The organism is Caenimonas sedimenti (assembly GCF_007833165.1).
In the GTDB taxonomy this organism is placed as follows: domain Bacteria; phylum Pseudomonadota; class Gammaproteobacteria; order Burkholderiales; family Burkholderiaceae_C; genus Ramlibacter; species Ramlibacter sedimenti.
This window is the reverse complement of sequence record NZ_VOBQ01000012.1, coordinates 170,712-196,561: the sequence shown is the minus strand read 5'-3', so window position 1 is coordinate 196,561 and position 25,850 is coordinate 170,712. Positions and strand designations below refer to the sequence as shown.

Here is a 25,850-nt window from a genome sequence, read left to right as displayed (position 1 = left end):
GATACAATCGTTGCATTCTATGCGAAGGCCCTTTAAGCTGTGACTGAGAACAAGACGTGGATGTGTCTGATTTGCGGGTGGATTTACGACGAAGCCGCCGGTGCTTCCGAGCACGGGATCGCGCCCGGCACGCCCTGGGAGCAAGTGCCGATGAACTGGACCTGTCCCGAGTGCGGCGCACGCAAGGAAGACTTCGAGATGGTCCAGATCTGAATGGATCGGAGCGCAGAAGCGGCGTTGTTACAGATGGGTGAGCCGCCGCCCCTTTCCAGGCAGTTACAAATGAGGAGCAGCGTCAAGTGAGCACTTCGGGATTGAAGGTGCTGGTGATCGATGACAGCAACACCATCCGGCGCAGCGCGGAGATCTTCCTGAAGCAAGGCGGCCACGAGGTGATGCTGGCCGAGGACGGATTCGATGCCCTCGCCAAGGTCAACGACTACCAGCCCAACCTGATCTTCTGCGACATCCTGATGCCGCGGCTCGACGGTTACCAGACCTGCGCGATCATCAAGCGCAACGCCAAGTTTTCCTCGGTGCCGGTCGTCATGCTCTCGTCCAAGGACGGCGTGTTCGACAAGGCGCGCGGGCGCATGGTCGGCTCCGAGGACTACCTGACCAAGCCATTCACCAAGGACCAGCTGCTGCAGACCGTGCAGCAGTTCGGGACCGCGAAATAAAAGGAGAGATGTGCCATGGCCATCCGAAAAGTGCTCGTTGTGGACGATTCGAAGACCGAACTGATGTTCATGACCGACCTGCTGCAGAAGAACGGCTTCGCGGTGCGCACCGCCGAAAGCGCCGAAGATGCCTTCCGCCGGCTCGGCGAGGAGAAGCCCGACCTGATCCTGATGGACGTCGTGATGCCCGGCCAGAACGGCTTCCAGCTCACCCGCGCCATCACGCGCGACCCCCTTTACGCCGACGTGCCGATCATCATGTGCACGAGCAAGAACCAGGAAACCGACCGGGTCTGGGGCATGCGGCAGGGCGCGCGCGACTACATCACCAAACCGGTGGACGCCGACGAACTCATGGCCAAGATCAAGGCCCTGGGTTGAAGCCGGCGTCACCCATCCACAGCACGCCGCAGTAGATCCAAAAAGCCATGGCCAACCGCGAAGCCCTCCGCGAATTGCAAAGCCGGCTCGCGAGCCGGCTCCAGGCGGCCCGCACCGAGGGCGTCCAGGCGGCCTGGCTCGCGGTCGAGTCCGCCGGCAAGAAGTACCTCTTCCCGCTCACGCAGGCGGGCGAGATCTTCCCCTATGCCGCCACCCAGCCCGTGCCGTACACCCAGGAATGGTTCCTGGGCGTGGCCAACCTGCGCGGGGGCCTGTTCGGCGTGGTCGACCTCGCCAGCTACGTCGCCGGCAAGGCGCCGCAGCAGCGTTCGGACGCCCTGCGCGCCGAATCTCGGCTGGTCGCGCTGAACGCACTCCTCGAAATCAACTGCGCCCTGCTGATCGACCGCCTGGCAGGCCTGCGCAGCCTGGAAGCCTTCACCGCCTCCACCGAAGCCCCCCCGGGCTCCCCCGACTACTTCGGCAGCGCCTACAGCGAAGCCGACGGCACGCACTGGCAGGAAATCAACCTGCAGGCGCTGTCGCAGCAACCCCAGTTCTTGAGCATCAGCGCTTAGCAGTACCCCGTCCCCGGAAGGCTCGAATCATGTCCGTCGTTGACTCCCTGAAAAACATCTTTGCGAAGAAGCGCTCCGATAGCGAAGACACCGCGCCGGCCGGGCTGAGCCTCGGCCCCGACATGCCGGATCCGAACAACACCGGCTCCATCGAGGCCGGCAGCACGCAGGGCATCGAGGCGCATGGCGGCCCCGACAGCGAGGACGATTCCCTCGGGATGGACGCGGTCGATGAGGCCGAACTGATCGCGGTCCCGTTGCTGGGCCGCCGCTCCATCGTCACCCACCAGCGCATCCTGTTCACCTTGCTGGCCATGTCGCTGATGGTGCTGGGCTCGGTGGCCATCTTCGCGGTGAACCAGGCCGACAAGGTCGCCCAGCAGGTGGCCGGTACCGGTAACTCGCTGATGCAGTCGCAACGCCTCGCGAAGTCGGTGTCGCAGGCCCTGATCGGCAGCGCGCAGGCGTTCCCGGACGTGAAGGAAAGCGCCGACGTGCTGGCCAAGACGGTGCGCGGGCTGAAGGCCGGCGATACGGCACTGCGCCTCGACGGCGTGTCGGCCGAACTGCAGGAAGACATCGACAAGATCACCCCGCTCATGGAGCGCGCCGAGAAGAACGCCGGCACCGTCATGGGCCAGCAGAAGATCCTGACGCAGGTGGGCAACGCCCTGCGCACCATCAACCGCCAGTCGTCCGACCTGCTGGAAATCGCCGAGACGGTGTCGTCGCTCAAGCTGCAGCAGAACGCGCCGCCCGCCGAAATCTCCGCGGCCGGCCAGCTCGTGATGCTGACCCAGCGCATCGGTAAATCGGCCAACGAATTCCTGACGATGGAAGGCGTGTCGCCCGAGGCCGTGTTCCTGCTCGGCAAGGACTTGAACTCGTTCAAGGAAATCGCGCAGGGCCTGCTCGATGGCAGCCCCGAGCTGCGCCTGGCCGGCTCCAAGGACGAACAGACCCGCGAGCGCCTCGACGCGCTGATGAAGCTCTACGAACAGACCCGCACGCAGGCCGGCGCCATCCTGGGCAACCTGCAGGGCCTGGTGTCCGCGCGCGAAGCGCAGGCCGCGATCATTCAGGACAGCGAACCGCTGCGCCGCTCGCTGGAAGAGCTGCAGGGCAAGCTGTCCGCCCAGACCGGCCTCGGCGCCGGCGCGCTGACGGCCCTCGGCGTCTCGGCGATCTTCGCCATCCTCTGCGCCATCGGCCTCGCCTTCGTGCAGCTGCAGGACAGCCGCAAGCGCCAGGAGCGCGCGGAATCGCAAAGGCAGGAAGCCGAGCGCCAGGAGCAGGAAGCCAAGCGCGTGAACGACGCCAACCAGGCGGCCATTTTGCGTTTGATGAACGAACTGCAGTCGGTCGCTGAAGGCGATTTGACGCAGGAAGCCACCGTGACCGAGGACATCACGGGCGCCATCGCCGACTCGGTGAACTACACGGTGGAAGAACTGCGGCAGCTGGTGGGCGCGGTGCAATCCACGGCCACGAAGGTCGCGCAGACGACGGCGCAGGTGGAAAGCACGTCCACCGAACTGCTGGCAGCCTCCACCGAGCAGCTGCGCGAGATTCGCGAAACCGGCCAGTCGGTGCTCGACATGGCGGGTCGAATCAACACGGTGTCCGGCCAGGCGCAGGAGTCGGCCAAGGTGGCCCAGCAATCGCTGAAGGCCGCCGAGTCGGGCCTCGCGGCGGTGCAGAACGCCATCGGCGGCATGAACGCCATCCGCGACCAGATCCAGGAAACCTCCAAGCGGATCAAGCGGCTGGGCGAATCGTCCCAGGAGATCGGTGAAATCACCGAACTGATTTCCGACATTACCGAACAGACGAACGTGCTGGCGCTCAACGCAGCCATCCAGGCGGCCTCCGCCGGTGAAGCCGGACGAGGCTTCTCGGTGGTGGCGGAAGAAGTGCAGCGGCTGGCCGAACGCTCCGCGGACGCCACGCGCCAGATTTCGGCCCTGGTGAAGGCCATTCAGACCGACACGCAGGACGCGGTGGCCGCCATGGAGCGCTCCACGCAGGGTGTGGTGGAGGGGGCCAAGCTGTCCGACAACGCGGGTACCGCGCTGACCGAGATCGACCAGGTGTCACGCCGCCTCGCCGACCTGATTGAGCAGATCTCGACCTCCACGTCCAAGGAAGCCGAATCGGCCAACATCGTGGCCGGCAACATCCAGCACATTTTCGCGGTGACGGAACAGACGGGTGAAGGCACCCGCTCGACGGCGCAGCAGGTGCGCGAACTGACCCGCATGGCAGAGGAACTGCGGCAGTCGGTGTCGCGGTTCAAGATCGCGTAATTCACGATGCAAGCCACCGCCCAAGACCAGGAAGGCGCCACCAACGACCTGGGGCCGTTGGCCTGGGTGCTGGATGAACTGCGCAAGTCGCTCGAATCCGCTTCGTCCGCGCTGCGCCGTTTCGTGCGCGACGCCGCCCAGGCGCGCGGCGAGGACATGGCGTCCATCGACACCGGCCAGCTGCGCATCGCGCGCCAGCACATGCACCAGGCGGTCGGCGCGCTCGAAATGGTGGGGCTCGGCGCCCCGGCCCACATGCTGCGCACCATGGAGGCGGCCGCCCAGAAGTTCGTCGAGCGGCCGGAGCTCTGCACCGAAGCTGCGGCTTCCAAGGTGGAACGCGGCGGCTTCGCGCTGACCGAATACCTCGAAGCGCTGCTGGGCGGCAAGGCCGTCTCGCCGCTCAGCCTGTTCCCGCAATACAAGGACGTCCAGGAGATCTGCGGCGCCGACCGCATCCACCCGGCCGACCTGTGGGCGTTCGACTGGCGCTGGAACGAGCCCCAGTCGCCCGAAGCCGCGCCGCTGAACTACGAGACCTCCGTGCGCTCCCGGCTCGACCAGTCGGTGCTCAAGATCGTCAAGACGGCGGACGCCGCGGCGGGGCGCGAACTCACGCAGGCTGCCCTCGGCCTGGCGGCCGCGCAGACGGCGCGCCAGCCCAAGGTCTTCTGGAAGGTGGCGGCCGGCTATTTCGAGGCCGTGGGCCTGGGCTTGCTGCCCTCCGACATCTACGTGAAGCGCGCCGCCTCGCGCGTGCTGCTGCAGTACGCGTCGCTGGCCAAGGGCGAACTCGGCGTGTCCGACCGCCTCGCGCAGGACCTCGTCTTCTTCTGCTCCCAGGCCGTGCCGCCCAATCCGGCGCAGGCACCCGCGCTGTCGGCCGTGCGGCAGGCGTACAACCTGAACAAAGGCAAGCCGGTCGACTATTCGGTCAGCCCCTTCGGCCGTTTCGATCCCATCCTGCTCGCCCAGGCGCGCAAGCGCATCACCGCTGCCAAGGAAACCTGGTCGGCGCTGTCCGGCGGCGACGCCAACAAGCTGAAGGGCATCCACGACCAGTTCCAGCTGGTGTGCGACGCGCTCGTCAAGCTGTACCCGCCCAGCGGCAAGCTGGCGGAATCGCTCATGCAGGCGATCGATTTCCTGGTGCGCGCCGGACGCCCGCCGGGCGCCGAGCTGGCGATGGAAGTCGCCACGTCCGTCCTGTACCTCGAAGCGGCCTTCCAGGATCTGGATCCCAACGATGCGCAGCTGGCTGAACGCACGCAGCGCCTGGCCGAACGATTGACCCGGGTCCTCGGCGGCAATCCGCCGGAACCGCTGGAGCACTGGGTCGAAGAGTTGTACCGGCGCGTGAGCGACCGCCAGACCATGGGCAGCGTGGTGGGCGAATTGCGCGGGACCCTGAGCGAGCTCGAAAAGGTGCTCGACCAGTTCTTCCGCGACCCGTCCGACCGCACGCAGTTGCGCGGCGCCCCCGGCTTCCTGGCGCAGATGCGCGGCGTGATCTCGGTGCTGGGCCTCGACCAGGCCTCGCAAGCCATCCTGCACATGCGCGACACGGTCGAATCCATCGTCGCCGGGATGATCAGCGACGAAGACGCGCGCGCCAACGGCACCTACGACAAGCTGGGCAACAACCTGGGCGCGTTGGGCTTCCTGATCGACATGCTGAATTACCAGCCGTCGCTCGCCAAGAAGCTGTTCGTCTACGACGAGGCGCGCGGCGAGCTGCGGCCGCTGATGGGCCGTGTCGCCGAGGAAGAGGCCGCGCCGGAAGCGCCGCTCTCGCAGGAAGTGCACGACGTCGTCACCGAAGCCGGCGAGTCCGGCATGGGCGAACTCGGTCCCCGCCTCGACACCCTGGCGGCCCACGCGGTCCTGGCGGACAACACCGGCGTCGCCAGTGCGGCGCGGGAGGCTTCCGCGGCGGTGTCGGCGCAGGACGAAGGCGCCGCCACGGTGGCGCTGCAACACCTGGCCGCCACGATGAAAGCGCCGGCGCCTCCGCCGGCACCGGCCCCGGCACCCGTGGCGCTGGCCTCGGACGACGAGGACGACGGCGAACAGGAACTGCGCGACATCTTCCTGGAGGAAGCGCGCGAAGTGGTCGGCAACGGGCTGGCCGCGGTCCAGGCGCTGCATGGCGACTCCGGCAACATCTCCGAGTTGACCACCCTGCGCCGGGCTTTCCACACCCTCAAGGGCAGCTCGCGCATGGTCGGGCTCACCGAGTTCGGCGAGGCCGCCTGGTCGATGGAACAGGTGCTCAACGGCTGGCTGGCCGAGCAGAAACCTTCCACCGAAGACCTGCGTACCTTGTCGGCGCAGGCCATGGAAGGCTTCGGCCGCTGGGTCGAGGACATCTCGAAGAACAACGATTCGGCCTGGAAGGCCGGCATGTTCCGCACACCGGCAGAGGCTTTCCGCAGCGAACAGAAGCTGCTGCCTTTCCTGCTGCCCGGCGCTGGCGCTGCCGAAGCACCCGCCGCACCCGCGGAGGTCGTGGCCGAAGTTCCGGTGCCGCTGGCCGAGCCTGTCGCCCCGCCCGCCGCGGCGATCGAGGCCGAGGCGCAACTGCCCGCGTTCGATGCAGTCCCGGCCGATCCCGTGGCGGCCGACCCGTTCCCGCCGGTGGCTGTCGAGGCCGCCTTCGAGCTCCCGGTCGATGTCGAGGCTCCTGCGCCGCTGCCCGAAACCGTCGAACCGCTGCCCGCGTTCGATGCGCCGGTCCCCGAGCAGGTCAACTTCAATGTCACGCATGTGATCCGCGGCGAGCCGCCGGAAGTTTCGGAGCTTCCCGCCGGCGCGCTGCCGCCCGAGTTCGAGATGGATCTCGGCTCGACGATCATCCTGCCCGAACCGGCCGCCCAGCCGCAGGCCCTGCCCGAAGTGCCGTTGGAAGTCTCCGGCATCGACTTCGGCAGTCTCGCCTCCGTCTCCGGACCAGCGCCGCTTGAAGCGGTGCCGGAGCCGGTCGCTGAACTGCCCCCGGCCTTCGAGGTGCCGGAATTGCCGGCGATCGAGCTGCCGGCCGAGGTTGCGCCCGAGGCTCCGCTGGAAATCCCGCTGGCCGGGTTCGAGCCCATCGCCGAGCCGGAGCCGGACGCCGCGATGGCGCGCGACGAGCAGACCAAGGTGATCGGCAGCCTGCGCATCGGCATCCCGCTCTACAACGTCTACCTCAATGAGGCCGACGAATGGTCGCGGCGGCTCGCCACGGAAGTCAGCGAATGGGCGCTCGAGGCGAACCGGCCGGTGCCCGACTCCACGGTGGGCCTGGCGCACGCCCTGGCGGGCAGCTCGGCCACGGTCGGCTTCAATGCCCTCTCCGACATCGCGCGTGCGCTCGAAGGCCAGTTGCAGCGGGCGCAGGGGCTGGCGTACACCACGCCGCAGCACGTGCAGGCTTTCACCGATGCCGCCGAGGAAGTGCGGCGGCTGCTGCACCAGTTCGCGGCCGGCTTCCTGAAAGACGCCGATCCGCGCGTCGCGCTGGGCCTGCAGGCCCTGCAGGACCTCGACATTCCGCCGCGTTCCGATCCGGAAACCGCCGGCGCGGACGACGAGATGGATTCGCAGTGGGGCGCGCCCGCCCCGGTGCAGGCGCCGCCGCCGGTGGCAGTGGCCGCGCCCCAGCCCGCACCTGCGCAGCCTGTTTTCGAGCAGCCGGTCTTCCAGCAGCCCGTCTTCGAGCCGCCGGCCTTCGTACCGCCTGCGCCGGTGCAAGCCCCGGTCGCGCAACCCGTTGCCGCGCAAGCCGCCCAACGCGACGAGAACGAAGACGACCTCGACGTCGTCGACGCGATCGACCCCGACCTGTTCCCGATCTTCGAGGAAGAGGCTGCCGACTTGATGCCGGCCCTCGGCAGCGCGTTGCGCCAGTGGGCGGCACAGCCGGGCCACCGCGATCCGCGCGACCAGGTGCTGCGCGCCCTGCACACGCTCAAGGGCAGCGCCCGCCTGGCTGGCGCCCTGCGCCTCGGTGAGCTGGCGCACCGCCTGGAATCCGAAGTCGAATACCTCGGCCACGAAGGCATCAACAGCGCCGACATCGAGGCCCTGCTGCACCGCTTCGACAACATGCAGGCGCGCTTCGACACGCTGCGCGCCACCGGCGGTTTCGCGCCGTCCGAAGCGCCGGCGGCGGTGGCCGATTCCGCGCCGGCCGAACTCCAGGCGTCGGCGCCGGACGCGTTCGCGCCCATGGCCGAAGCGCAGCCGCTCATCGAACAGCCCGTGCCGGACGCGACCGCATTCGAGCCCGTCGCCCCTGTCGAAGCGGCGCAGCCGGTCGAGGCCCGCAAGATGCTCGCGCCGGCCGCGCGCACCGCGATCGCGATGCCGACGACGACGTCGGTCACCGCTGCGCGCCAAGCCGCCAACCAGACCGTGCGCGTGCGCTCGCAGCTGATGGACCGCCTGGTCAACCAGGCCGGCGAGGTGATGATCACGCGTTCGCGCCTCGAGGCCGAGCTGCGGCAGCTGCGCGGCTCGCTCGGCGACCTCACGGGGAACCTCGACCGCCTGCGCGGCCAGCTGCGCGACATCGAGGTGCAGGCCGAATCCCAGATGCAGTCCCGCATGGCCCAGGCCAAGGACACGGCGTCCGGGTTCGATCCGCTGGAGTTCGACCGTTTCACGCGCGTGCAGGAACTCACGCGCATGATGGCGGAGTCGGTGAACGACGTCGCCACCGTGCAGCGCAACATCCAGCGCGTGGTGGAAGCGACCGAAGACGACCTGATCGCCCAGGCCCGCCAGACCCGCGAGTTGCAGCGCGACCTGCTGCGCACGCGCATGGTGGAGTTCGAAGGCATCTCCGACCGCCTGTACCGCGTGGTGCGGCTGGCGGCCAAGGAGAGCGCCAAGCAGGTGAAGCTGGACATCCTGGGCGGCTCGATCGAAATGGACCGCGGCGTGCTGGACCGCATGACGCCGGCGTTCGAGCATTTGCTGCGCAACTGCGTGGCGCACGGTGTCGAGGTGCCCGACGTGCGCACCGGCGCCGGCAAGGACGCCAGCGGCACCATCGTCATCCACGTGCGCCAGGAAGGCAACGACGTCTCGGTCGAATTCCAGGACGACGGCGCCGGCCTCAACCTGGGCCGCATCCGCGACAAGGCGCTGCAGCAGGGCCTGATCACGCCCGACCAGCAGATCTCGGACGACGAGGCCGCCAACCTGATCTTCCTGCCGGGCTTCTCGACCGCGACGCAGGTGACCGAACTCGCCGGCCGCGGCATCGGCATGGACGTGGTGCGCTCGGAAGTGGCCGCGTTGGGCGGCCGGATCGAAACGCGCACGCAGGCCGGCCAGGGCAGCAGCTTCAAGCTGGTGCTGCCCCTCACGACCGCGGTGACGCAGGTGGTGATGGTCCGTTCGGGCAAGCTCGCCATCGGCGTGCCGGCCAACCTGGTCGAACTGGTGCGCCGCGCCACGCAGAAGGAAGTCGAGCAGGCGTACAACAGCGGCAGCCTGGAGTTCGGCGGCGAGCAGCTGCCGTTCTTCTGGTCCGGCGCGCTGCTGCAGTCGTCGACCCGCACCGTCGAGCCGCAGGGCAAGACCGTGCCCATCGTGATCTTCCGAAGCGCCGCGCAGCGTGTCGCGGTGCACGTCGACGAAGTGCTGGGCAACCAGGAAGTGGTGGTGAAGAACCTCGGCCCGCAACTGGCCCGCCTGCCCGGCCTGGCCGGCATGACGGTGCTGGCGTCCGGCGCCGTGGTCCTGATCTACAACCCGGTGGCCCTGACGCAGGTGTACGGGGAGCGCGCGCGCCAGTTGAGCGCCGACCGCGCCCAGCCGGAGATGCTGGAGCAGGCCGGTGGCCAGTCGGCCACGCCGGCGAACGTGATGGCGGCGGCCCCCGCGATCCCCCTGGTGCTGGTGGTGGACGATTCCATCACCGTGCGCCGCGTCACGCAGCGCCTGCTGCAGCGCGAAGGCTATCGGGTGTCGCTCGCGGCCGACGGCCTGCAGGCCCTGGAGCGTCTCGCGGACGAGCGGCCCTCGGTCGTGCTCTCCGACATCGAAATGCCGCGCATGGACGGCTTCGACCTGGCCCGCAACATTCGCGGCGACGCGCGCCTGAAGGACCTGCCGATCGTGATGATCACGTCCCGCATCGCCGAGAAGCACCGTGAGCATGCGCGCGAACTGGGCGTCAACAACTACCTGGGCAAGCCGTACTCGGAAGAAGAGCTGCTGAGCCTGGTGAAGCACTACTGCACGCAGGCTGTGACGGCTTGAGGTCTCGCGTCCCTGCGCCATAGGCTGGGTTCCGCGCAACGGACCCAGCCTACTTTCCGACTCCTACCTGCCCTTCACCACTGCGTAACGCGCCAGCGTCACCTCGCGCGCCTGCGCATGGTCCACGATCGGCAGCGGGTAGTCGTGCCCCAGCCGGATGCCCGCCGCCTCCAGGTCCACCGGCCGCGCCGTCCAGGGCGCATGCAGCAGCGGCTTCGGCAGTTTCGCCAGCTGCGGCAGGTAGCGCAGGATGAATTTGCCGTCCGCGTCGAACTTCGCGCTCTGGCTCACCGGGTTGAAAATGCGGAAATACGGCTGCGCATCACAGCCGGACGAGGCCGCCCACTGCCAGCCACCGTTGTTGGCCGCCAGGTCGTAGTCGTTGAGCTTCTCCGCGAAGTAGCGCTCGCCGCGGCGCCAATCGATCCCCAGGTCCTTGCACAGGAAGCTCGCCACCACCATGCGCAGCCGGTTGTGCATGTAGCCGGTCTGGTTGATCTGGGCCATCGCGGCATCGACCAGTGGGAAGCCCGTCCGTCCTTCGCACCAGGCGGCGAACAGCCGGTCGGCATCGGCGCCTTCCTCCCAGTGGATGCGGTCGTATTCGCGCTTGAAACTTCCGTCCACGACATGCGGGAAGTTGCTGAGCACCTGGAAGTAGAAGTCACGCCACACGAGCTCGCTGAGCCAGGTGCCGGCACCTGCGTCGCCAGATGCCGCCGCCGCGTGCGCCCGGCGCGCGAGCTCACGGATCGACACGGTGCCGAAGCGCAGGTGCACGCTGAGGTAGCTCGGCCCCTTCGACGCGGGGAAATCGCGCTGGACCTGGTAGCGGTCCATGCGCGGCAGGAAGTCTTGGAGCAGGGCGGCTGCGCCGGAGGCCCCAACGGGGATCTTCAGATCCGGGAGGTTGGTCCGCTCGAAGCCCAGTTCGCCCAGGCCGGGCACCGCGCGACGCGATGCCTTCGGCCGGGCCGCGAGCCGGCCCGCGAGGTACTTCTCGACAGGGTAGGCGCTCCGATAGAACGCGTCGAGTTTCGCCAGCCACGCGGTCTTGTACGGCGTGAAGACCGTGTAGGGCGTGCCGGTGCGCGTGAGCACTTCCTGCCGCTCGAAGATCACCTGGTCCTTGAAAGGGTGCAGGGCGATCCCGGTGCTGCCGAGCGCCGTTGCCACCTCCGCATCTCTGGCTTCCGCCGCCGGCTCGTAGTCGGCATTGCAGAACACCGCCTGCACACCCAAGGCATGCGCGAGGCGGGGGATCTCCCGTCGCGCCGGGCCGTGCAGCACGATGAGTCCTCCATCCGGCCCGCCTGCGTCGCGCAGCGCCTCGTCAAGCTCAACCAGCGATTCACGGATGAATTCCACCCGCCGGTCCCGCCGCGGCAGCCCGTCCAGGATGTCCGTGTCGAAGACGAACGCGAGCCAGACCTGCTTGCAGGCCTTCAGCGCATGGTAGAGGGCCGCGTGGTCGGCCAGCCGCAGGTCGCGGCGCAGCCAGACGAGGCCGGCCGCATAGGTCGTGTCCATCGAATTACAATACCGGATCATGCCGCCCGATGCCGACCAGATCAACCTGACGCATCATTTCCTGATTGCGATGCCCGGCCTGCAGGACGCCGCCTTCGCGAAGTCGGTCGTCTACCTGTGCGAACACAGCCCGCGCGGCGCGCTCGGGCTGATGATCAACAAGCCGACCGACATCAACCTGCAGAACCTGTTCGACAAGGTCGACCTGCCGCTGGGCCGCGACGACCTGGCGAGCACGCCCGTGCTGCAAGGCGGGCCCGTGCAGACGGAGCGCGGTTTCGTCCTGCACGAAGCTGTGGTGGCCGAGGGGGCCGACGCCAGTGAATCGGTCTATGCGTCCACGATGACGATCCCGGGCGGGCTGGAAATGACGACCTCCAAGGATGTGCTGGAAGCCATCGCCACCGGAGCCGGCCCGCGCAGGTTGCTGGTCACGCTGGGCTATTCGGCCTGGGGCGAGGGCCAGCTGGAGTCCGAGCTGGCCGAGAACAGCTGGCTCACCGTCGGGGCCGACCCCAGCGTCATCTTCGACACGCCCATCGAGCAGCGCTACGACAAGGCGCTCAAGCTGCTGGGCCTCGAATCTTGGATGCTCTCGCCGAGCGCCGGGCACGCATGAGCCCGCCGGCCGACGTCCCCGCCCACTTCCAAACTTTTCTCGCTTTCGATTTCGGCCTCAAGCGGACCGGTGTGGCCACGGGCAACCGCCTGCTGCGCACCGCGACACCGCAAGCCACCATCCGCGCCGAAGGCGAAGCGCGCCTGGCTGCCGCTGCCGACCGGGTGAAGCAATGGGAGCCCGATGCCCTGGTGGTCGGTGTCCCCTTCCATCCCGATGGCGCCAGCCACGACAATACCGCCCGGGCGCGCAAGTTCGCGCGCCAGCTGCGCGGCCGCTGCGCGCTGCCGGTCTACGAAGTCGATGAGCGCTACAGCACGACGGAAGCCCTGGCCAGCGGCGCGCGCGATGCCGACGCGGGCGCCGCCTGCATCATCCTGGAGCAATTCTTGAGGAGCCTTCCATGAGCTCTCCCCCTGGGGCCCTGACCCTCGACGCCGAGGCGCTGTACGGCGAATTGCTGCGAGGGGTCCGTGCCCTGCGGACGCCCGATACCCTGCTGGTCGGCATCACCTCCGGCGGTGCCTGGCTGGCCGAGCGACTGCAGAAGGACCTTGGCCTCGCGGGCGCCGCCGGCGTCATCTCCTCGGCCATGCATCGCGACGATTTCGCGCGCCGCGGTCTGGCGGCCAGCGCCCAGACGCAACTGCCTTTCGACGTCAACGGCGCCCACGTGCTGCTGCTCGACGACGTGCTCTACACCGGCCGCACCATCCGCGCCGTGCTCAACGAGTTGTTCGACTACGGACGGCCCGCCAGTGTGCAGCTTGCCGTCCTGGTGGACCGCGGCGGGCGCGAACTGCCGGTGCAGGCCGATTTCGCCGGCGCGCGCGTGAGCCTGCCGGCCACGCAGCAACTCGCACTCGCGCGTGATGCGGCGGGCCGCTTCAGCTTCGAGGTGGAAGGCGCCTGATCCCATGCTGTCCCAACGCAACCCGCAACTCAACAAGCACGGCGAGCTGATCCACCTGCTGTCGGTGGAAGGCCTGCCGCGCGAGATCCTCACGCACATCCTCGACACGGCCTCCAACTTCGTGAGCGTCAGCGACCGCGAAGTCAAGAAGGTCCCGTTGCTGCGCGGCAAGAGCGTGTTCAACCTGTTCTTCGAGAACAGCACGCGCACGCGCACGACCTTCGAGATCGCGGCCACCCGGCTGTCGGCCGACGTGATCAACCTCGACATCGCGCGCTCCTCGGCCAGCAAGGGCGAATCCCTGCTGGACACCATCGCCAACCTGTCCGCGATGGCGGCCGACATCTTCGTGGTGCGGCACAGCGAGTCGGGGGCGCCGTACCTGATCGCGCAGCACGTCGCGCCGCACGTGCACGTGGTGAACGCGGGCGACGGCCGGCATGCGCACCCCACGCAGGGGCTGCTGGACATGTACACGATCCGGCATTACAAGAAGGACTTCAGCAACCTCACCGTGGCCATCGTCGGCGACGTGCTGCATTCGCGCGTGGCCCGCTCGGACATCCACGCGCTCACCACGCTCGGTTGCGCCGAAGTGCGCGTCGTCGGCCCGAAGACACTGGTGCCCGGTGACATGGCGCAGATGGGTGTGCGGGTCTTCCATTCGCTCGAAGAAGGGTTGAAGGGCTGCGACGTCGTCATCATGCTGCGGCTGCAGAACGAGCGCATGAGCGGCGCGCTGCTGCCCTCGTCGCAGGAATTCTTCAAGCGCTACGGCCTGACGCCGGAGCGCCTCGCCCTGGCGAAGCCCGATGCGATCGTCATGCACCCGGGGCCCATCAACCGCGGCGTCGAGATCGATTCGGCGGTGGTCGACGGCAAGCAGAGCGTGATCCTGCCGCAGGTGACCTTCGGCATCGCGGTGCGCATGGCCGTGATGAGCATCGTCGCGAGTGCCCGCGACGAGGAGCGCAGCGCATGAAGATCCTGATCCGCAACGGCCGCGTCATCGACCCGGCGCGCAATTTCGACGAGCGCTGCGACGTGGCGCTGGCCGCGGGCCGCGTCATCGCCGTCGGCAGCACACCGGCCGGCTTCAGCGCGAACAAGGTCATCGACGCCCGCGGCTGCATCGTGGCGCCCGGCCTGGTGGACCTGGCCGTGCGCCTGCGCGAGCCGGGCCACGAGCATGAAGGCATGCTGGAAAGCGAGATGGCCGCGGCGGTGGCGGGCGGCGTCACCAGCCTGGTCTGCCCGCCCGACACCGACCCGGTGCTCGACGAGCCCGGCCTGGTCGACATGCTGAAGTTCCGCGCCGAGAAACTGCACCAGTCGCGCGTCTTCCCGCTGGGCGCGCTCACGCGCGGGCTGCAGGGCGAAGTGCTGACAGAAATGGCGGAACTCACCGAATCCGGCTGCGTCGGCTTCAGCCAGGCCGAGGTGCCGCTGGTCAACACGCAGGTGCTGCAGCGCGCGATGCAATACGCAGCGACTTATGGCTACGGCGTGTGGCTGCGGCCGCAGGAGCACTTCCTCGGCCAGGGCGTGGCCGCCAGCGGCTCGCTCGCCACGCGGCTGGGCCTGAGCGGCGTGCCGGTCGCTGCCGAAACCATCGCGCTGCACGTCATCTTCGAGCTGGTCCGGGTCACCGGCGCGCGCGTGCATCTTTGCCGCATCAGCAGCGCCGCCGGCGTCGGGCTGGTGCGGGCCGCCAAGTCCGAAGGCCTGCCCGTCACCTGCGATGTCAGCATCAACTCGCTGCACCTGACCGACGTGGACATCGGCTACTTCGACAGCCGGATGCGGCTGCAGCCGCCGTTGCGTCAGCAGCGCGATCGCGATGCCCTGCGCGAAGGCCTGGCGGACGGCACCATCGACGCACTCGTGTCGGACCACACGCCGGTGGACGAAGACGGCAAGATGCTGCCCTTCGCCGAAGCGGAGCCAGGTGCCACCGGCCTGGAACTGTTGCTCGGCCTGGCGTTGAAGTGGGGCCAGGAAAGCGGCGTCGGCCTGTCGCGCGCCCTGGCCGTGCTCACCAGCGAACCGGCGCGGGTGCTGGGCCCCGCGCTGGGTACGCTGCAGGCGAGCGCCGGCCAGTTGATCGATGGCGGCGTGGCCGACATCTGCATCTTCGATCCGAATGAAGCCTGGGTGGTTGCGCCGGATGCCCTGCGCAGCCAGGGCCGGCACACACCCTTCAGCGGGCACGAACTGCCGGGCCGCGTGCGCTGCACGATCGTCGGCGGGCAGGTGGCTTTCGAGGGCTGGCAGGCCACGTGAACATGCTGCGGGTGGCGTGGCGCCTGTTCCGCGTGCTGCTGCTCGCCATCCGCGGCTGGTTCATCATCGTCTTCCTGTTCCCGCGCTGGCCGCAGCAGCGCCGCCAGGCGCGCGTGCAGCTCTGGTCGCGCCAGATGCTCGCGGTGCTCGGGATCGCCCTGAAGGTGCAAGGGCAGCCGCCGGTGCAAGGGCCGTTGCTGGTGGTGTCCAACCACCTGTCGTGGCTCGACATCCTCGTCATCCATGCGGCACGCCATTGCCGCTTCGTCGCCAAGTCCGAGGTGCGGCAGTGGCCGCTGATCGGCACGCTCGCGACCGGAGGCGGCACGCTGTACATCGAGCGCGACAAGCGGCGCGATGCGCTGAGGGTCGTGCATCACATGGCCGAGAGCTTGCAGGCGGGCGAGATCGTCGCGGTGTTTCCGGAAGGGACGACGGGCGACGGCCGCGAGCTGCTGCCGTTCCATGCGAACCTGATCCAGGCCGCGATTTCGGCGCAGGCGCCCGTGCAGCCGGTGGCGTTGCGCTTCGTGGACCTCGCGACGGGCGCGGACAGCGTCGGTCCGCTCTACCTCGGCGACGACACGCTGGTTGCATCGCTCTGGCGCACGCTGGCCGGGCCGCCGTTCGAAGCGCGCGTGCGCTTCGGTGAGCCGCAATCGGCCGACGGGCGGGACCGCCGCCGGTGGGCGGCGGACTTGCAGGATGCTGTCGCCGCGTTGCGCCAGCGCGAAGCGAGGCGTTAACTAGTGGTGTGACCAAGTTGCACCTTGCGTCGCCTCGCGGCGTCCTGCCGGTGAAGCTTTGGGGCAAAGGGCCATCCGCGTTGCGTCCGGCCTTGAAGTGCGAAGCAGGCGCGCCTTTAATCGGCTCCATCGCACCCTGGAGCACGCCATGCACATCATGTACCGCAAACCCACCGAACTGCCGCCCGCCGGGATGCTGCTCGGCAAGGGGGTGGCCGCCACCGCGCTCGGCACCACGCTGCTGGGCGCCGCCGCGCTGCTCGCGCCTTCGACGCATCCGCTGTTGCACGCGGCGGCGGGCAGCTTGCGGGTGCTCGCACCGTATGCATTGGCCTGCGGGGCCGCCGCGCTGATCACCTGGCTGGTGCTGCGCCCGATCCGGCCGGCGGCCACCGCAACGTCCGATCCGCAGGCGCCCGCGTCCCATTGGAGCGAACCCCTGTTCCAGCAGCTCACGCCGCAAGGCTTCACGGCCATCTGCGGCGAGTTGTTCGCACAGCCTGGCCGCCGCATCCGGGTCGAGCGCATCGATGCGGAAAGCGCGGACCTCTGGCTGCATCCCGCCGACGCCATGCGGCCGGTCGAATTGATCCAGTGCCGGCAGTGGGCCGGCCACCTGGCGGGTGTGAAGGAACTGCGCGAACTGCAGGGTGCGATGGTGTCCCGTGACGTCGCCCGCGGGACCTTCGTCACCACCAGCGGCTTCACCGCCGACGCCAGGCGCTTCGCGCGCGCGCACGGCATTGCCCTGGTGGACGTTCATGACCTGCTGGCGCTGGTCGAGCGCCGCTCGCCTGCGCAGCAGTGCGATCTGGTGGCGTTCGCCTGGACCGCGCGCTGAGCGCGGATCTCAGCCCGGGAACGAAACGACCGGCGGCGCGGCCGCGCCCGCCTCGCGCTGGAACGTCACCACGTGGTCGACCTCCGCGCGGATGCCGATCCACTCGCCGACCTTGTGGTCGTGGTGGCTGGGGACGTGGGCCAGCACCGTTTCGCCCGTGGCCAGGCGCAACGTGTAGAGAAACTCCGAGCCGCGGAACGCCTTGCGCAGGATCTCCGCCTTCACCGGCGCGTCGTCGTCATGCACGATGTCGTCGGCGCGCAGCAGCACCTCGCACTGGCCGGCGCTGAAGGCCGTCGGCCATGGACATTCCGCGCCGTCGCTCAATGCGCCCAATGCCGTGTGCACCACCACCTGGTTGCCCACGCGCTTGAGGGTCGCGGGCGCGAACACGCCGTGGCCGATGAAGTCGGCAACGAAGCGAGTGGCCGGCCGGTGGTACAGCGTGTATGCGTCATCCCACTGGTGCAGCGCGCCTTCGTGCATCACGCCGATGGCGTCGCCGATGGCGAAAGCCTCCAGCTGGTCGTGCGTCACGAACAGTGCCGTCGCCTGCGCCGCCTTCAGGATGCCGCGCACTTCGTGGGCGAGCCGCTCGCGAAGGTCGACGTCGAGGTTGGAGAAAGGCTCGTCGAGCAGCAGCAATTGCGGCCGTGGCGCCAGTGCACGCGCCAGGGCCACGCGCTGCTGCTGGCCGCCTGACAGCTCGTGGGGCATGCGCTTCTCGCTGCCCGCCAGGCCCACCAGCGCCAGCACTTCGGCCACCCGGGCCTGCCGTTCGGCCTTGCTCATGCGCCGGTGCAGGCCGAAAGCGATGTTGTTGCCGACGTCGAGATGCGGGAAGAGGGCGTAGTCCTGGAAGACCATGCCGATCTGCCGCTCCTCGGCCGGCACCTGGATGCCGGCTCCGGCGACGGTGCGCCCGGAGAGCTGGATCTCGCCGGCGCTCGCAGGCTCCAGCCCGGCGACCGCCCGCAGCAGCGTCGTCTTGCCGCAGCCGGAGGGGCCGATCAGCACGCCGATGTCGCCGGCGCGCAGCCCCAGCGACACGCCATCGACCGCCGGGCGGGGCCGGCCCGCGTACTGGACGCTGAGCTTCTGCAAGGCGACATGCATGCCTGCGATTCTAGATGCTTACAATTCTCATTTGCATCACAGGTGGCTCTATCTCCATGTTCCTGCGCCGGCTGCGCGATGTTCCCCTGGTCCTGCTGGCCGTCCTGCTGCTGCTGCCGGTGCTTTCCGTCGCGGCGTCCTGGCTGGACTGGAACGCCGCCAGCGGGCAAATCCTGAGGGAGATGGCGGCGACCGTGCTGCCCGGGTACGTCGTCACCAGCGTGGTGCTTTGCCTGGCGGTGGCGGTGGGCGTGGCTGTCGTCGGCTCCGCCACGGCGGCCGCGGTGACGTTGTTCGATTTCCCGGGCCGCCGCGTCTTCGAATGGGCCTTGCTGCTCCCGCTGGCCATGCCGGCGTATGTGGTCGCTTACGCCTACACCGATTTCCTGCAGTTCAGCGGCCCGTTCCAGAGCTGGGTGCGCGGCCAGTTCGGCCTCCAGGGCCGCGTGTTCCCGGAAGTGCGCAACCTGCCGGGCGCGGCCTGGGTCTTCATCTTCACGCTCTATCCCTATGTCTACCTGCTGGTGCGCGCGGCCCTGGCCGAGCGGGCGGCGCACCTGATGGAGGCGGCCCGACTGCTGGGCGCGCCGCTGGCCCGGCGCATCGGCCGGGTCGCCTTCCCCCTGGCGCGGCCGGCGGTGGCGGCCGGCATGGCGCTGGCCTTGATGGAGACGCTGGCGGATTTCGGCGTCGCCAGCTACTTCGGCATCCAGACCTTCAGCGCGGGCATCTACAAGGCTTGGCTCGCGATGGACAACCGGATTGCGGCCGCGCAACTGGCCACCATGCTGCTGGTGGTTGTGGCCTTGCTGCTCGGCCTCGAACTGCGGGCCCAGCGCCGGCTGCGCTTCGCGGCCGGGACGCGCGCGGGCGGCGCCGAGGCGTTGCCCGTGCCCTTGCGGGGCGGCCAGCGCTGGGTGGCCTGGGCGGTGTGTGGATTGCCCGTGCTCCTGGGTTTCGTGCTGCCGGTCGCCTTCATGCTGCGCCCGCTGCTGGCCGACTGGTCGGTGCTGCCCTGGGACCGCTTCCTGGCCTGGAGCTTCAACAGCCTGCGCCTGGGCGCCATCAGCGCGGCGCTCGCGGTCGCCGCGGCCTTGCTGCTGGCGTTTCAGCTGCGCCGCTCGCCGAACGCCCTGACGCGCGGCGTCGCCCAGCTCGCCGGCCTGGGCTACGCCGTGCCGGGCGCGGTGCTGGTCGTGGGCCTGCTGCTGCCGGTCGGCTGGCTCCAGCGGACCTGGCCGCAAAGCGGCGCCGGCTACTGGATGACGGCCACGATGCTGGGGATCGTGTGGGCCTACCTGGTGCGGTTCGTGTCGGTCGCGCTGCAGTCGGTGCAGAGCGGCTACGCACGCATTCCCGCCAGCCTGGACGATTCCGCGCGCATGCTGGGTGCCGGCGGCATGTCCCTGCTCGCGCGGGTGCACTGGCCCCTGCTGAAGCGCTCGGCCGCCGCCGCCGGGCTGCTGGTGTTCGTCGACGTCATGAAGGAGCTGCCCGCCACCCTGGTCCTGCGGCCGTTCGACAGCGACACGCTCGCCGTCGTGGCTTACCAGCTGGCACGCGACGAGCGCCTGGGCGAGGCGGCTTTGCCATCGCTCGCGCTGGTGCTCGTGGGCCTGGTGCCCGTGATCCTGCTCAGCCGGACGCTGCGTTCGGCGCGCTGACCCTTTCGGCGGCGATGCGCAACAGCGCTTGCGCGTCGGCGGCGTCATGCGGAAAGGCGGCCAGGCCCCAGGCCACCGTGCCCTTCAGTTCGATCAGGCCCGACCACACCGGTTGCCGCGCGAAGTCCGCCGCCAGGGCTCGCAGCCGCTGCGCGGCAGCGTCCGAGGCCTCCCCTGGCAGCACCCACGCGAGTTCGCCCCGGCCGGCGTGGCAGGCGAAGTCGCCGCCCTGGGAACGCTGGGCCACCAGCGCCGCCAGCGCACGCACCAGGCTGCCGGCCGCGGCCGGCCCGCCGTCGGGCTGGAGCGGCTCGTTGACCCGCAGCCACGCCAGCTGCAGCGTGGCGCCCTCGCGCCGCGCCCGCTCCAGTTCGCGCGGCAAGGTGCGGCGCAGGTAGTCGAGGCTGAACAGGTCGTCCGCTGCGTCGTCCGCCGTGGCGCCTTCGGCCATGGGCGCAGGCATGGGGACCACGGGCTGCACTTGCGAACGCAGACGCTGGTAGCGCAGGAACAACCAGCCGGCCGCGGCGAGCGACCCGGCGGCCAGCAGCCCCAGTCCGATCAACCAGGGATCGGGGCCGCGCGTGCCGCGCGACACGTCGTCGAACAGGAAGCCGTCCAGCGAGAAGCCGCGGGGCAGCATGCCGATCTCGGCATAGACGCCGGCCACGTGGCGCCAGCGGCCTGGGTTCATGTGGCCGATCTCGATCAGCTGCGGCTGCATCAGCCGCGCCATCTCGGCTGCTTCGAACAACAGGTGTTCGCGCGGCAGCCGCTGGCTGTAGCGCGCCAGGATCAGGTCCACCGTTTCCGCCGAGTGGTCCATCGCGTACTGCCAGCCGCGCAGGCTGGCTTCACGGAAGGCCCGCACGCGTTCCGGCTCGCCACGCGCCCGCTTTTCGGTGGTGAACAGCGTGTCACCGTAGAAATCGATGCCGCCGGCGCGCGGCGACAGCAGCGTGTAGGCCAGCCCGGCCTTGCGCAGCTGCCACACCTGGTCGGTGGTGTAGACGGAGAAGGCGTCCACCTTGCCGGTGACCAGGTCGTTGATGTCGTAGCTTTGCGGCACCTGCTGCACCCGGCCGCCGGCCAGGCCCTCCCGCTTCAGGTAGGCCAGCAATTCCTGGTCGTGCGGCGAGAGCATCGCCTTGCGGCCCGAGAGGTCGTGCACGGTCAGGCTGGTGCCGCCGCGCACCGCCAGCGCCAGGGCCGAATGCTGCAGCACGGTGGCCAGCGCCACCACGGGGTCGCCGAGGGCGCGCCGCAGCGCGAGCTCGGAGCCGGCGACGCCGTAGTGCGCCTTGCCGGCCAGCACCGCATCCAGCGTGTCCTCGCCCTGCGCCTCCGCCAGCTTCACCTCGAAGCCGGCGTCGCGGTAGTAGCCCTTCTCGACCGCCACGTAGTAGCCCGCGAACTGGAACTGGTGCTTCCATTTCAGCTGCAGCGTGACGGGCTCCAGCTTCTGCGCGAATGAGGGCGCGGCGGAAGCCAGCATCAGCGCGATGAAGATGAGAAGGTGGCGCATGGGAGCCTTGTTGGCATATCCTAGCTTGATGGCGGGGACTTTCTGGAAAGCGGCGTGCGTGCTGCTGCTCGTGGCGTTGGCCGCCTGCGGGGGGCGCGAGGTTGCGCGCCGCGCGCCGCCCGCCATCAGCGGCGGCGTGCTGGACCTGCGCGACTGGGACTTCGCCCGCGACGGCACGCTGAACCTCGACGGCCAGTGGGAATTGGTCTGGGCCCGCTTCGAGGAGCCGGACCTGGTCGGTTCGCCGGCCGCGGCGCCCGGCCACCCGGTGCGGGTGCCGGGCGGCTGGAACGACGCGCCGTACCCCGGCGGGCCCCCCGGCCCCGACGGCCATGGCACCTACCGCCTGATCATCGACTGCTACCAGGCCCGGGGCCTGGCGCTCGCCCTGCCGGTGCAGCACAGCGCCGTCCGCGTCTTCGCCAATGGCCGGCTCGTCGCCCAGCAGGGCACCCCCGCCGCCGACCCCAACCTCGCCCGGCCCGCGCCGGTCCGGCAGATCGCCGATCTCGGGGAAGTGGCGTGCCCCATCCGGCTGGCGGTGCACATCTCCAACCATGACATGCGGCGCGGCGGCCTGGTCCGCAGCATGGAGTTCGGGACGGCCGCGCAGCTGCATGCGCTGCGCGAGCGCGCCGTGATGCGCGACGTCTTCACGCTCGGCGTGCTCGCCGCGATGGTCGTGATGCCGCTGCTGTTCTGGCTGGCGCGGCGGCAGGACCGCAGCCCGCTCTGGTTCGGGCTGTTTTCGCTCAGCGTCGGCTGCGGCCTCGCCCTCACCGGCAGCCGGGTGCTCGAGCCCTTGCTGGCCCCCCTGGGCTGGGACGGGTACCTGCGCGTCGTCTTCCTGTGCTGGTACTGGTCGACCGCCGTCTACGTGCTGTTCCTCGGGGCGATCTATCCGCGGCAGGTGCGCGGCTGGCCGGTCCGGCTCGTCGTTCTCTGGGCCGGGCTGTCCTCTCTGGTGGTGCTGGCGACGACCGCGCGCACATTCACGGTGCTCGTGCCGGTGCTGATCTGGGGTGCCGCCGCCATCGCCGTGTACTGTGCCGTGAAGCTGGCGCTGCTGCTGCGCAACGGCGAGCGCAACGCCGCCTGGCTGCTGGGCGGGCTGGCGATCTTCGCCGCCGCTTCCGCGCACGACACGATGAACTTCTCCTGGCTGCAGCGCGACGGCCTGGTTCCCTACGCCCTGTTCTTCTTCGCGATGGCGCCGGCGGTGATGCTGGCGCAACGCTTCGCGCGGGCTTTGTCCGCCCAGGAACTGCGCTCCATCGAGCAGCGCGAGCGCGCCGACCTGCTGGTGCGCTCCACCAAGGCCGGCGTGCTCGATTGGGCGGTGGCCGACGGCACGCTCGCCTATTCCCAGCGCTTCCGGGAGATGCTGGGCCTGCCGGTGGCGGCCGATGCGGCGCCCGCGCCGAACTTCTACGAGATGGTCCACGCGGACGACCGCGAGCGCGTGCGCGAACACTTCGAGAGCCAGCTGCGCGACCGCAGCGTGCGCAGTGGCGTGCGCACGCTGGAGCCGCTCGAATGCCGCCTGCTGCAGCGGGGGGGCTGGGCGCTGTGGGTGCACGCCGAAGGCATCGCGGTGTGCGGCGCCAATGGGCGGCCGTTGCGCTTCCTCTGGTCCTTCATCGACGTCTCGGAGCGCAAGCAGCACGAGATCGAGATGTCCGACCGGCTGAAGTTCATCGACGACTTGTTCGATTCCGTGCCGCTGGGCCTGGCCCTGCGCGACCCCGAGGGCAAGTACCTCTACGTGAACCGGACCTGGGAGCGCTACATGGGCCTGTCGCGCGACAGCGTGCTGGGCGCCTCGCTGGAAGGCGTGCGAGATCCCGCCGCCGCCAGCGCGCTGGCGCTCGACCGCGAGGCGCTGGCGCTGGGGCCGGACGTGGTGCAGCCGGCCATCGAATACGACTACAACGGCCGCCGCTACATGCAGAGCCGCACGGTGATGGTGGACGGCGAGGGCCGCAACATCGGCGTGCTGGTCGCCAGCGTCGACATTTCCGACAAGCACCAGATGGAGCGCGCGCTCAGCACCGAGCGCGAGCGCCTGGGCCTGCTGGTGCGGTCGACCCGCGCCGGCTTCGGCGATTGGGACGCCAACCGCGACGTCGTCACGTACACGGAGCGCTTCAAGGAAATGCTGGGCTATGCAGCCGACGCAGACAGTTCCGGCTGGCCGAGCATCTTCGAGATGATGCATCCCGACGACCGCGAGCGGGCCCGCGCCGAATTCAAGGCCATGATCCGGCGCAAGCCGGGCGGCGGCGACCAGGACCCGGGCGAACCCATGTCGTACCGGCTGCGCCGGCGCGACGGCAGCTACATCTGGATCCATGCCGAAGGCATCGCCCAGGTCGATGCGAGCGGCCGCACGCGGCGCTTCATCACGTCCTACCTCGACGTCACGCGCTTCCGCGAGCAGGAGGAGGCCCTGCGCCGCTCGCGCGACGAGATCGCCGAGCGCATGAAGCACATCGACGACCTGGTCACCCGGCTCGAGGTGGTGGTGCGCGCCGCGCAGGTCGGCATCGTCGACTGGGACGGCCACACGCACCAGACCTACTACTCGCCGCGCTTCCGCGAGATCCGCGGTTACTCGCCCGATGCCGACACTTCCAACTGGCCGGACTACTTCAAGGTGATGATCCATCCCGAGGACCGGGAGCGCATCACCCGGCGCTGGATCACCTTCATCCGCGGCAAGGGCCCCGAGGGCCCGCGCGGCGAGTACTACGCGCCCGAGGAATACCGCATGCTGCGCGCGGACGGCACCTATGCGTGGGTCCAGGTGAGTGGCGTCGCGGTGCGGGACTCGAACGATTTCGCCGTGCGCTGGATCGCCGCCGTCATCGACATCAGCGAGCGGCACGCCCAGCAGGAAGTGCTGCGTGCGTCGCGCGACCAGATCGCGGCGCAGGCCGACCAGCTGGAGCAGCAGAACGAGGCGCTGAAGGAAAACGTGCGGCTGCGCGAGGAGGTGGAGCGCATCGGCCGGCACGACCTGAAGACGCCGCTGAACAGCATCGTCGCGGTGCCGCGGCTGCTGCGCGAGGAGCGCAACATCGGCCCCGAGGCCGACGAGCTGCTGGGCATCATCGAGCGTGCAGGCTACCGCATCCTCTCCATGGTCAACCTCTCGCTCGATCTCTACAAGATGGAGCAGGGCAACTACATCTTCCGGCCCGACGCGGTGGACCTGGTCGACCTGGCACAGAAGGTGATGGCGGACGTGCGCGTGCACGCGGCCGCCAAGGAGGTCCGGATCGACGTCCAGGCCGACGGCGCGCCCTATGCCTGGGCCGAGGAGCTGCTCTGCTACTCGCTGATCGCCAACCTGCTGAAGAACGCCGTCGAAGCTTCGCCCGAAGGCGGCAAGGTGCAGATCACGATCGAGGCCGCGGAGGACGGCCAGGTGGCGCTCAGCATCCACAACCGCGGCGCGGTGCCGTTGGCGATCCGCGGGAGCTTCTTCCGGAAGTACGCCACGCTGGGCAAGGCGAGCGGCACGGGTCTGGGCGCGTATTCCGCGCACCTGATGGCGAAGGTGCAGGACGGGTCCGTGACCATGCAAAGCAGCGACGAGGAGGGCACGACGCTGCGGGTGCTGCTGCGCGCGGCGCCGGCGGGCCAGGTACCGGCCACCCTGCGGCACGCCGGCGAGCAGCGCGCGGTGGACCCGGCGCGGCTGGCCAGCCTGCCGCCGGTGCGCGTGCTGCTGGTGGATGACGACGAATACAACCTCCTGATCGTGCGGCGCTTCCTGCCCGACCCGCCTTTCACGGTCGACACGGCCATCAACGGCCGCTTCGCGCTGACGCAGGCCGAGAAGGCCTGGCCCGAGATGATCTTCATGGATCTCGACATGCCCGTGATGGGTGGTCTGGAAGCCGTGGTCCTGCTGCGCGAAATGGAAGCGGCGCGCGGTGGCGCGCGCTGCGCCATGGTGGCGCTCTCATCGCATGAGGATGCCGAGACGCAGCAGCGCGCGCTGGACGCCGGCTTCGACCGCTACCTCACGAAGCCGGTCACGCGCGAGGCGATCCAGCAGGCGCTGGTGGAGCTGCACCAGGGCCTGGGCGACGTCGTGGTGCTGGACCCGGACATCGAGCCCGTGCTCGCCGGCTTCGTCGCCTCGCGCCGCACGCTGATCGGTGAACTGGAGACGGCGGCCGGGCGGGGTGACCGCCCGGAGGTGCGCCGGCTGGCCCACCAGCTGGCCGGCAGCTTCGCCCTTTACGGGTTCAGCTGGGCGAGCGAATGCAGCCGCGCGCTGGAGAAAGATTTCGAAAGCGTTTCCGCCCAACAGGTGAGCGAGTCGGCGGAACAGTTGCGGCGGCACCTCGATACCGTGGAAATCCGGTTCCACACGGCCGGGGCTTGAAGGCGTCCGCGCTGTAC

At 69.4% G+C, this 25,850-nt stretch carries 18 protein-coding genes; 15 read left to right on the top strand and 3 right to left on the bottom strand.

Annotated elements, in window-relative coordinates:
• Window positions 1-39: 39 nt before the first annotated feature.
• From FN976_RS15750 to FN976_RS15725, 6 genes are all read left to right on the top strand, one after another.
• Window positions 40-213 (top strand): rubredoxin, encoded by a 174-nt coding sequence (locus tag FN976_RS15750; protein ID WP_145893985.1) that lies wholly within the window; start codon window positions 40-42, stop codon window positions 211-213.
• Between the two features lie 86 nt (window positions 214-299).
• Window positions 300-680 carry a response regulator gene (locus FN976_RS15745; RefSeq protein WP_145893984.1) on the top strand — a complete coding sequence of 127 codons (381 nt, stop codon included), beginning with the start codon at window positions 300-302 and terminating at the stop codon, window positions 678-680.
• Between the two features lie 15 nt (window positions 681-695).
• Entirely contained in the window at window positions 696-1,061 is a 366-nt protein-coding gene (locus FN976_RS15740) for a response regulator transcription factor (protein ID WP_145893983.1), read from the top strand.
• A 47-nt stretch (window positions 1,062-1,108) separates the two neighbouring features.
• Window positions 1,109-1,639 (top strand): chemotaxis protein CheW, encoded by a 531-nt coding sequence (locus FN976_RS15735; RefSeq protein WP_145893982.1) that lies wholly within the window; start codon window positions 1,109-1,111, stop codon window positions 1,637-1,639.
• A 29-nt stretch (window positions 1,640-1,668) separates the two neighbouring features.
• A complete protein-coding gene (locus FN976_RS15730; RefSeq protein WP_145893981.1) occupies window positions 1,669-3,945 on the top strand; it encodes a methyl-accepting chemotaxis protein in 2,277 nt (758 codons plus the stop codon).
• 6 nt (window positions 3,946-3,951) lie between these two features.
• Window positions 3,952-10,197 (top strand): hybrid sensor histidine kinase/response regulator, encoded by a 6,246-nt coding sequence (locus FN976_RS15725; protein WP_145893980.1) that lies wholly within the window; start codon window positions 3,952-3,954, stop codon window positions 10,195-10,197.
• 63 nt (window positions 10,198-10,260) lie between these two features.
• Here the strand turns inward: FN976_RS15725 and FN976_RS15720 are convergent, their stop codons facing one another.
• Window positions 10,261-11,727 carry a cryptochrome/photolyase family protein gene (locus FN976_RS15720; protein WP_145893979.1) on the bottom strand — a complete coding sequence of 489 codons (1,467 nt, stop codon included), beginning with the start codon at window positions 11,725-11,727 and terminating at the stop codon, window positions 10,261-10,263.
• 19 nt (window positions 11,728-11,746) lie between these two features.
• Here FN976_RS15720 and FN976_RS15715 point away from each other — a divergent pair, with 19 nt between their 5' ends.
• The 7 genes from FN976_RS15715 (at window position 11,747) to FN976_RS15685 (ending at window position 17,129) form a co-directional block, all read left to right on the top strand.
• Window positions 11,747-12,346 (top strand): YqgE/AlgH family protein, encoded by a 600-nt coding sequence (locus FN976_RS15715; RefSeq protein ID WP_145893978.1) that lies wholly within the window; start codon window positions 11,747-11,749, stop codon window positions 12,344-12,346.
• Window positions 12,343-12,753, top strand: a complete 411-nt coding sequence (ruvX, locus tag FN976_RS15710; protein WP_145894081.1) for a Holliday junction resolvase RuvX — start codon at window positions 12,343-12,345, stop codon at window positions 12,751-12,753. The genes FN976_RS15715 and ruvX overlap by 4 nt, the downstream gene beginning before the upstream one ends.
• A complete protein-coding gene (pyrR, locus tag FN976_RS15705; RefSeq protein ID WP_145893977.1) occupies window positions 12,750-13,259 on the top strand; it encodes a bifunctional pyr operon transcriptional regulator/uracil phosphoribosyltransferase PyrR in 510 nt (169 codons plus the stop codon). Before ruvX ends, pyrR begins: the two co-directional genes overlap by 4 nt.
• A gap of 4 nt (window positions 13,260-13,263) precedes the next feature.
• The gene (locus FN976_RS15700) at window positions 13,264-14,241 is read left to right on the top strand and encodes an aspartate carbamoyltransferase catalytic subunit (protein ID WP_145893976.1); all 978 of its coding nucleotides are present in this window, start codon (window positions 13,264-13,266) and stop codon (window positions 14,239-14,241) included.
• Window positions 14,238-15,542 (top strand): dihydroorotase, encoded by a 1,305-nt coding sequence (locus tag FN976_RS15695; RefSeq protein WP_145893975.1) that lies wholly within the window; start codon window positions 14,238-14,240, stop codon window positions 15,540-15,542. Before FN976_RS15700 ends, FN976_RS15695 begins: the two co-directional genes overlap by 4 nt.
• A 2-nt stretch (window positions 15,543-15,544) precedes the next feature.
• Window positions 15,545-16,288: a lysophospholipid acyltransferase family protein gene (locus FN976_RS15690; protein WP_145894080.1), complete on the top strand. Its 744-nt coding sequence runs from the start codon at window positions 15,545-15,547 to the stop codon at window positions 16,286-16,288.
• A 148-nt stretch (window positions 16,289-16,436) separates the two neighbouring features.
• Window positions 16,437-17,129: a restriction endonuclease gene (locus FN976_RS15685; RefSeq protein ID WP_145893974.1), complete on the top strand. Its 693-nt coding sequence runs from the start codon at window positions 16,437-16,439 to the stop codon at window positions 17,127-17,129.
• A 9-nt stretch (window positions 17,130-17,138) separates the two neighbouring features.
• On the opposite strand, the gene FN976_RS15680 is transcribed toward FN976_RS15685, so the two are convergent.
• Window positions 17,139-18,245, bottom strand: coding sequence for an ABC transporter ATP-binding protein (locus FN976_RS15680; RefSeq protein ID WP_145893973.1), 1,107 nt, complete (start codon window positions 18,243-18,245; stop codon window positions 17,139-17,141).
• A gap of 56 nt (window positions 18,246-18,301) precedes the next feature.
• Between FN976_RS15680 and FN976_RS15675 the strand changes: the two genes are divergently transcribed.
• The gene (locus tag FN976_RS15675) at window positions 18,302-19,909 is read left to right on the top strand and encodes an ABC transporter permease (RefSeq protein WP_255440469.1); all 1,608 of its coding nucleotides are present in this window, start codon (window positions 18,302-18,304) and stop codon (window positions 19,907-19,909) included.
• Here FN976_RS15675 and FN976_RS15670 read toward each other — a convergent pair.
• A complete protein-coding gene (locus FN976_RS15670; RefSeq protein ID WP_186510920.1) occupies window positions 19,881-21,434 on the bottom strand; it encodes an ABC transporter substrate-binding protein in 1,554 nt (517 codons plus the stop codon). The two genes, FN976_RS15675 and FN976_RS15670, sit on opposite strands and share 29 nt — an antisense overlap.
• 28 nt (window positions 21,435-21,462) lie before the next feature.
• Here FN976_RS15670 and FN976_RS15665 point away from each other — a divergent pair, with 28 nt between their 5' ends.
• Window positions 21,463-25,833 (top strand): PAS domain-containing protein, encoded by a 4,371-nt coding sequence (locus FN976_RS15665; protein ID WP_145893970.1) that lies wholly within the window; start codon window positions 21,463-21,465, stop codon window positions 25,831-25,833.
• Window positions 25,834-25,850 lie beyond the last annotated feature (17 nt).

Coding starts and splice junctions, on each gene's coding strand:
- FN976_RS15715 (WP_145893978.1), top strand. CDS start 11,747: ATGCCGCCCGATGCCGACCAGATCAACCTGACGCATCATTTCCTGATT.
- FN976_RS15685 (WP_145893974.1), top strand. CDS start 16,437: ATGCACATCATGTACCGCAAACCCACCGAACTGCCGCCCGCCGGGATG.
- FN976_RS15720 (WP_145893979.1), bottom strand. CDS start 11,727: ATGGACACGACCTATGCGGCCGGCCTCGTCTGGCTGCGCCGCGACCTG.
- pyrR (WP_145893977.1), top strand. CDS start 12,750: ATGAGCTCTCCCCCTGGGGCCCTGACCCTCGACGCCGAGGCGCTGTAC.
- FN976_RS15695 (WP_145893975.1), top strand. CDS start 14,238: ATGAAGATCCTGATCCGCAACGGCCGCGTCATCGACCCGGCGCGCAAT.
- FN976_RS15690 (WP_145894080.1), top strand. CDS start 15,545: ATGCTGCGGGTGGCGTGGCGCCTGTTCCGCGTGCTGCTGCTCGCCATC.
- FN976_RS15735 (WP_145893982.1), top strand. CDS start 1,109: ATGGCCAACCGCGAAGCCCTCCGCGAATTGCAAAGCCGGCTCGCGAGC.
- FN976_RS15675 (WP_255440469.1), top strand. CDS start 18,302: ATGTTCCTGCGCCGGCTGCGCGATGTTCCCCTGGTCCTGCTGGCCGTC.
- FN976_RS15730 (WP_145893981.1), top strand. CDS start 1,669: ATGTCCGTCGTTGACTCCCTGAAAAACATCTTTGCGAAGAAGCGCTCC.
- FN976_RS15700 (WP_145893976.1), top strand. CDS start 13,264: ATGCTGTCCCAACGCAACCCGCAACTCAACAAGCACGGCGAGCTGATC.
- ruvX (WP_145894081.1), top strand. CDS start 12,343: ATGAGCCCGCCGGCCGACGTCCCCGCCCACTTCCAAACTTTTCTCGCT.
- FN976_RS15680 (WP_145893973.1), bottom strand. CDS start 18,245: ATGCATGTCGCCTTGCAGAAGCTCAGCGTCCAGTACGCGGGCCGGCCC.
- FN976_RS15740 (WP_145893983.1), top strand. CDS start 696: ATGGCCATCCGAAAAGTGCTCGTTGTGGACGATTCGAAGACCGAACTG.
- FN976_RS15665 (WP_145893970.1), top strand. CDS start 21,463: ATGGCGGGGACTTTCTGGAAAGCGGCGTGCGTGCTGCTGCTCGTGGCG.
- FN976_RS15725 (WP_145893980.1), top strand. CDS start 3,952: ATGCAAGCCACCGCCCAAGACCAGGAAGGCGCCACCAACGACCTGGGG.
- FN976_RS15670 (WP_186510920.1), bottom strand. CDS start 21,434: ATGCGCCACCTTCTCATCTTCATCGCGCTGATGCTGGCTTCCGCCGCG.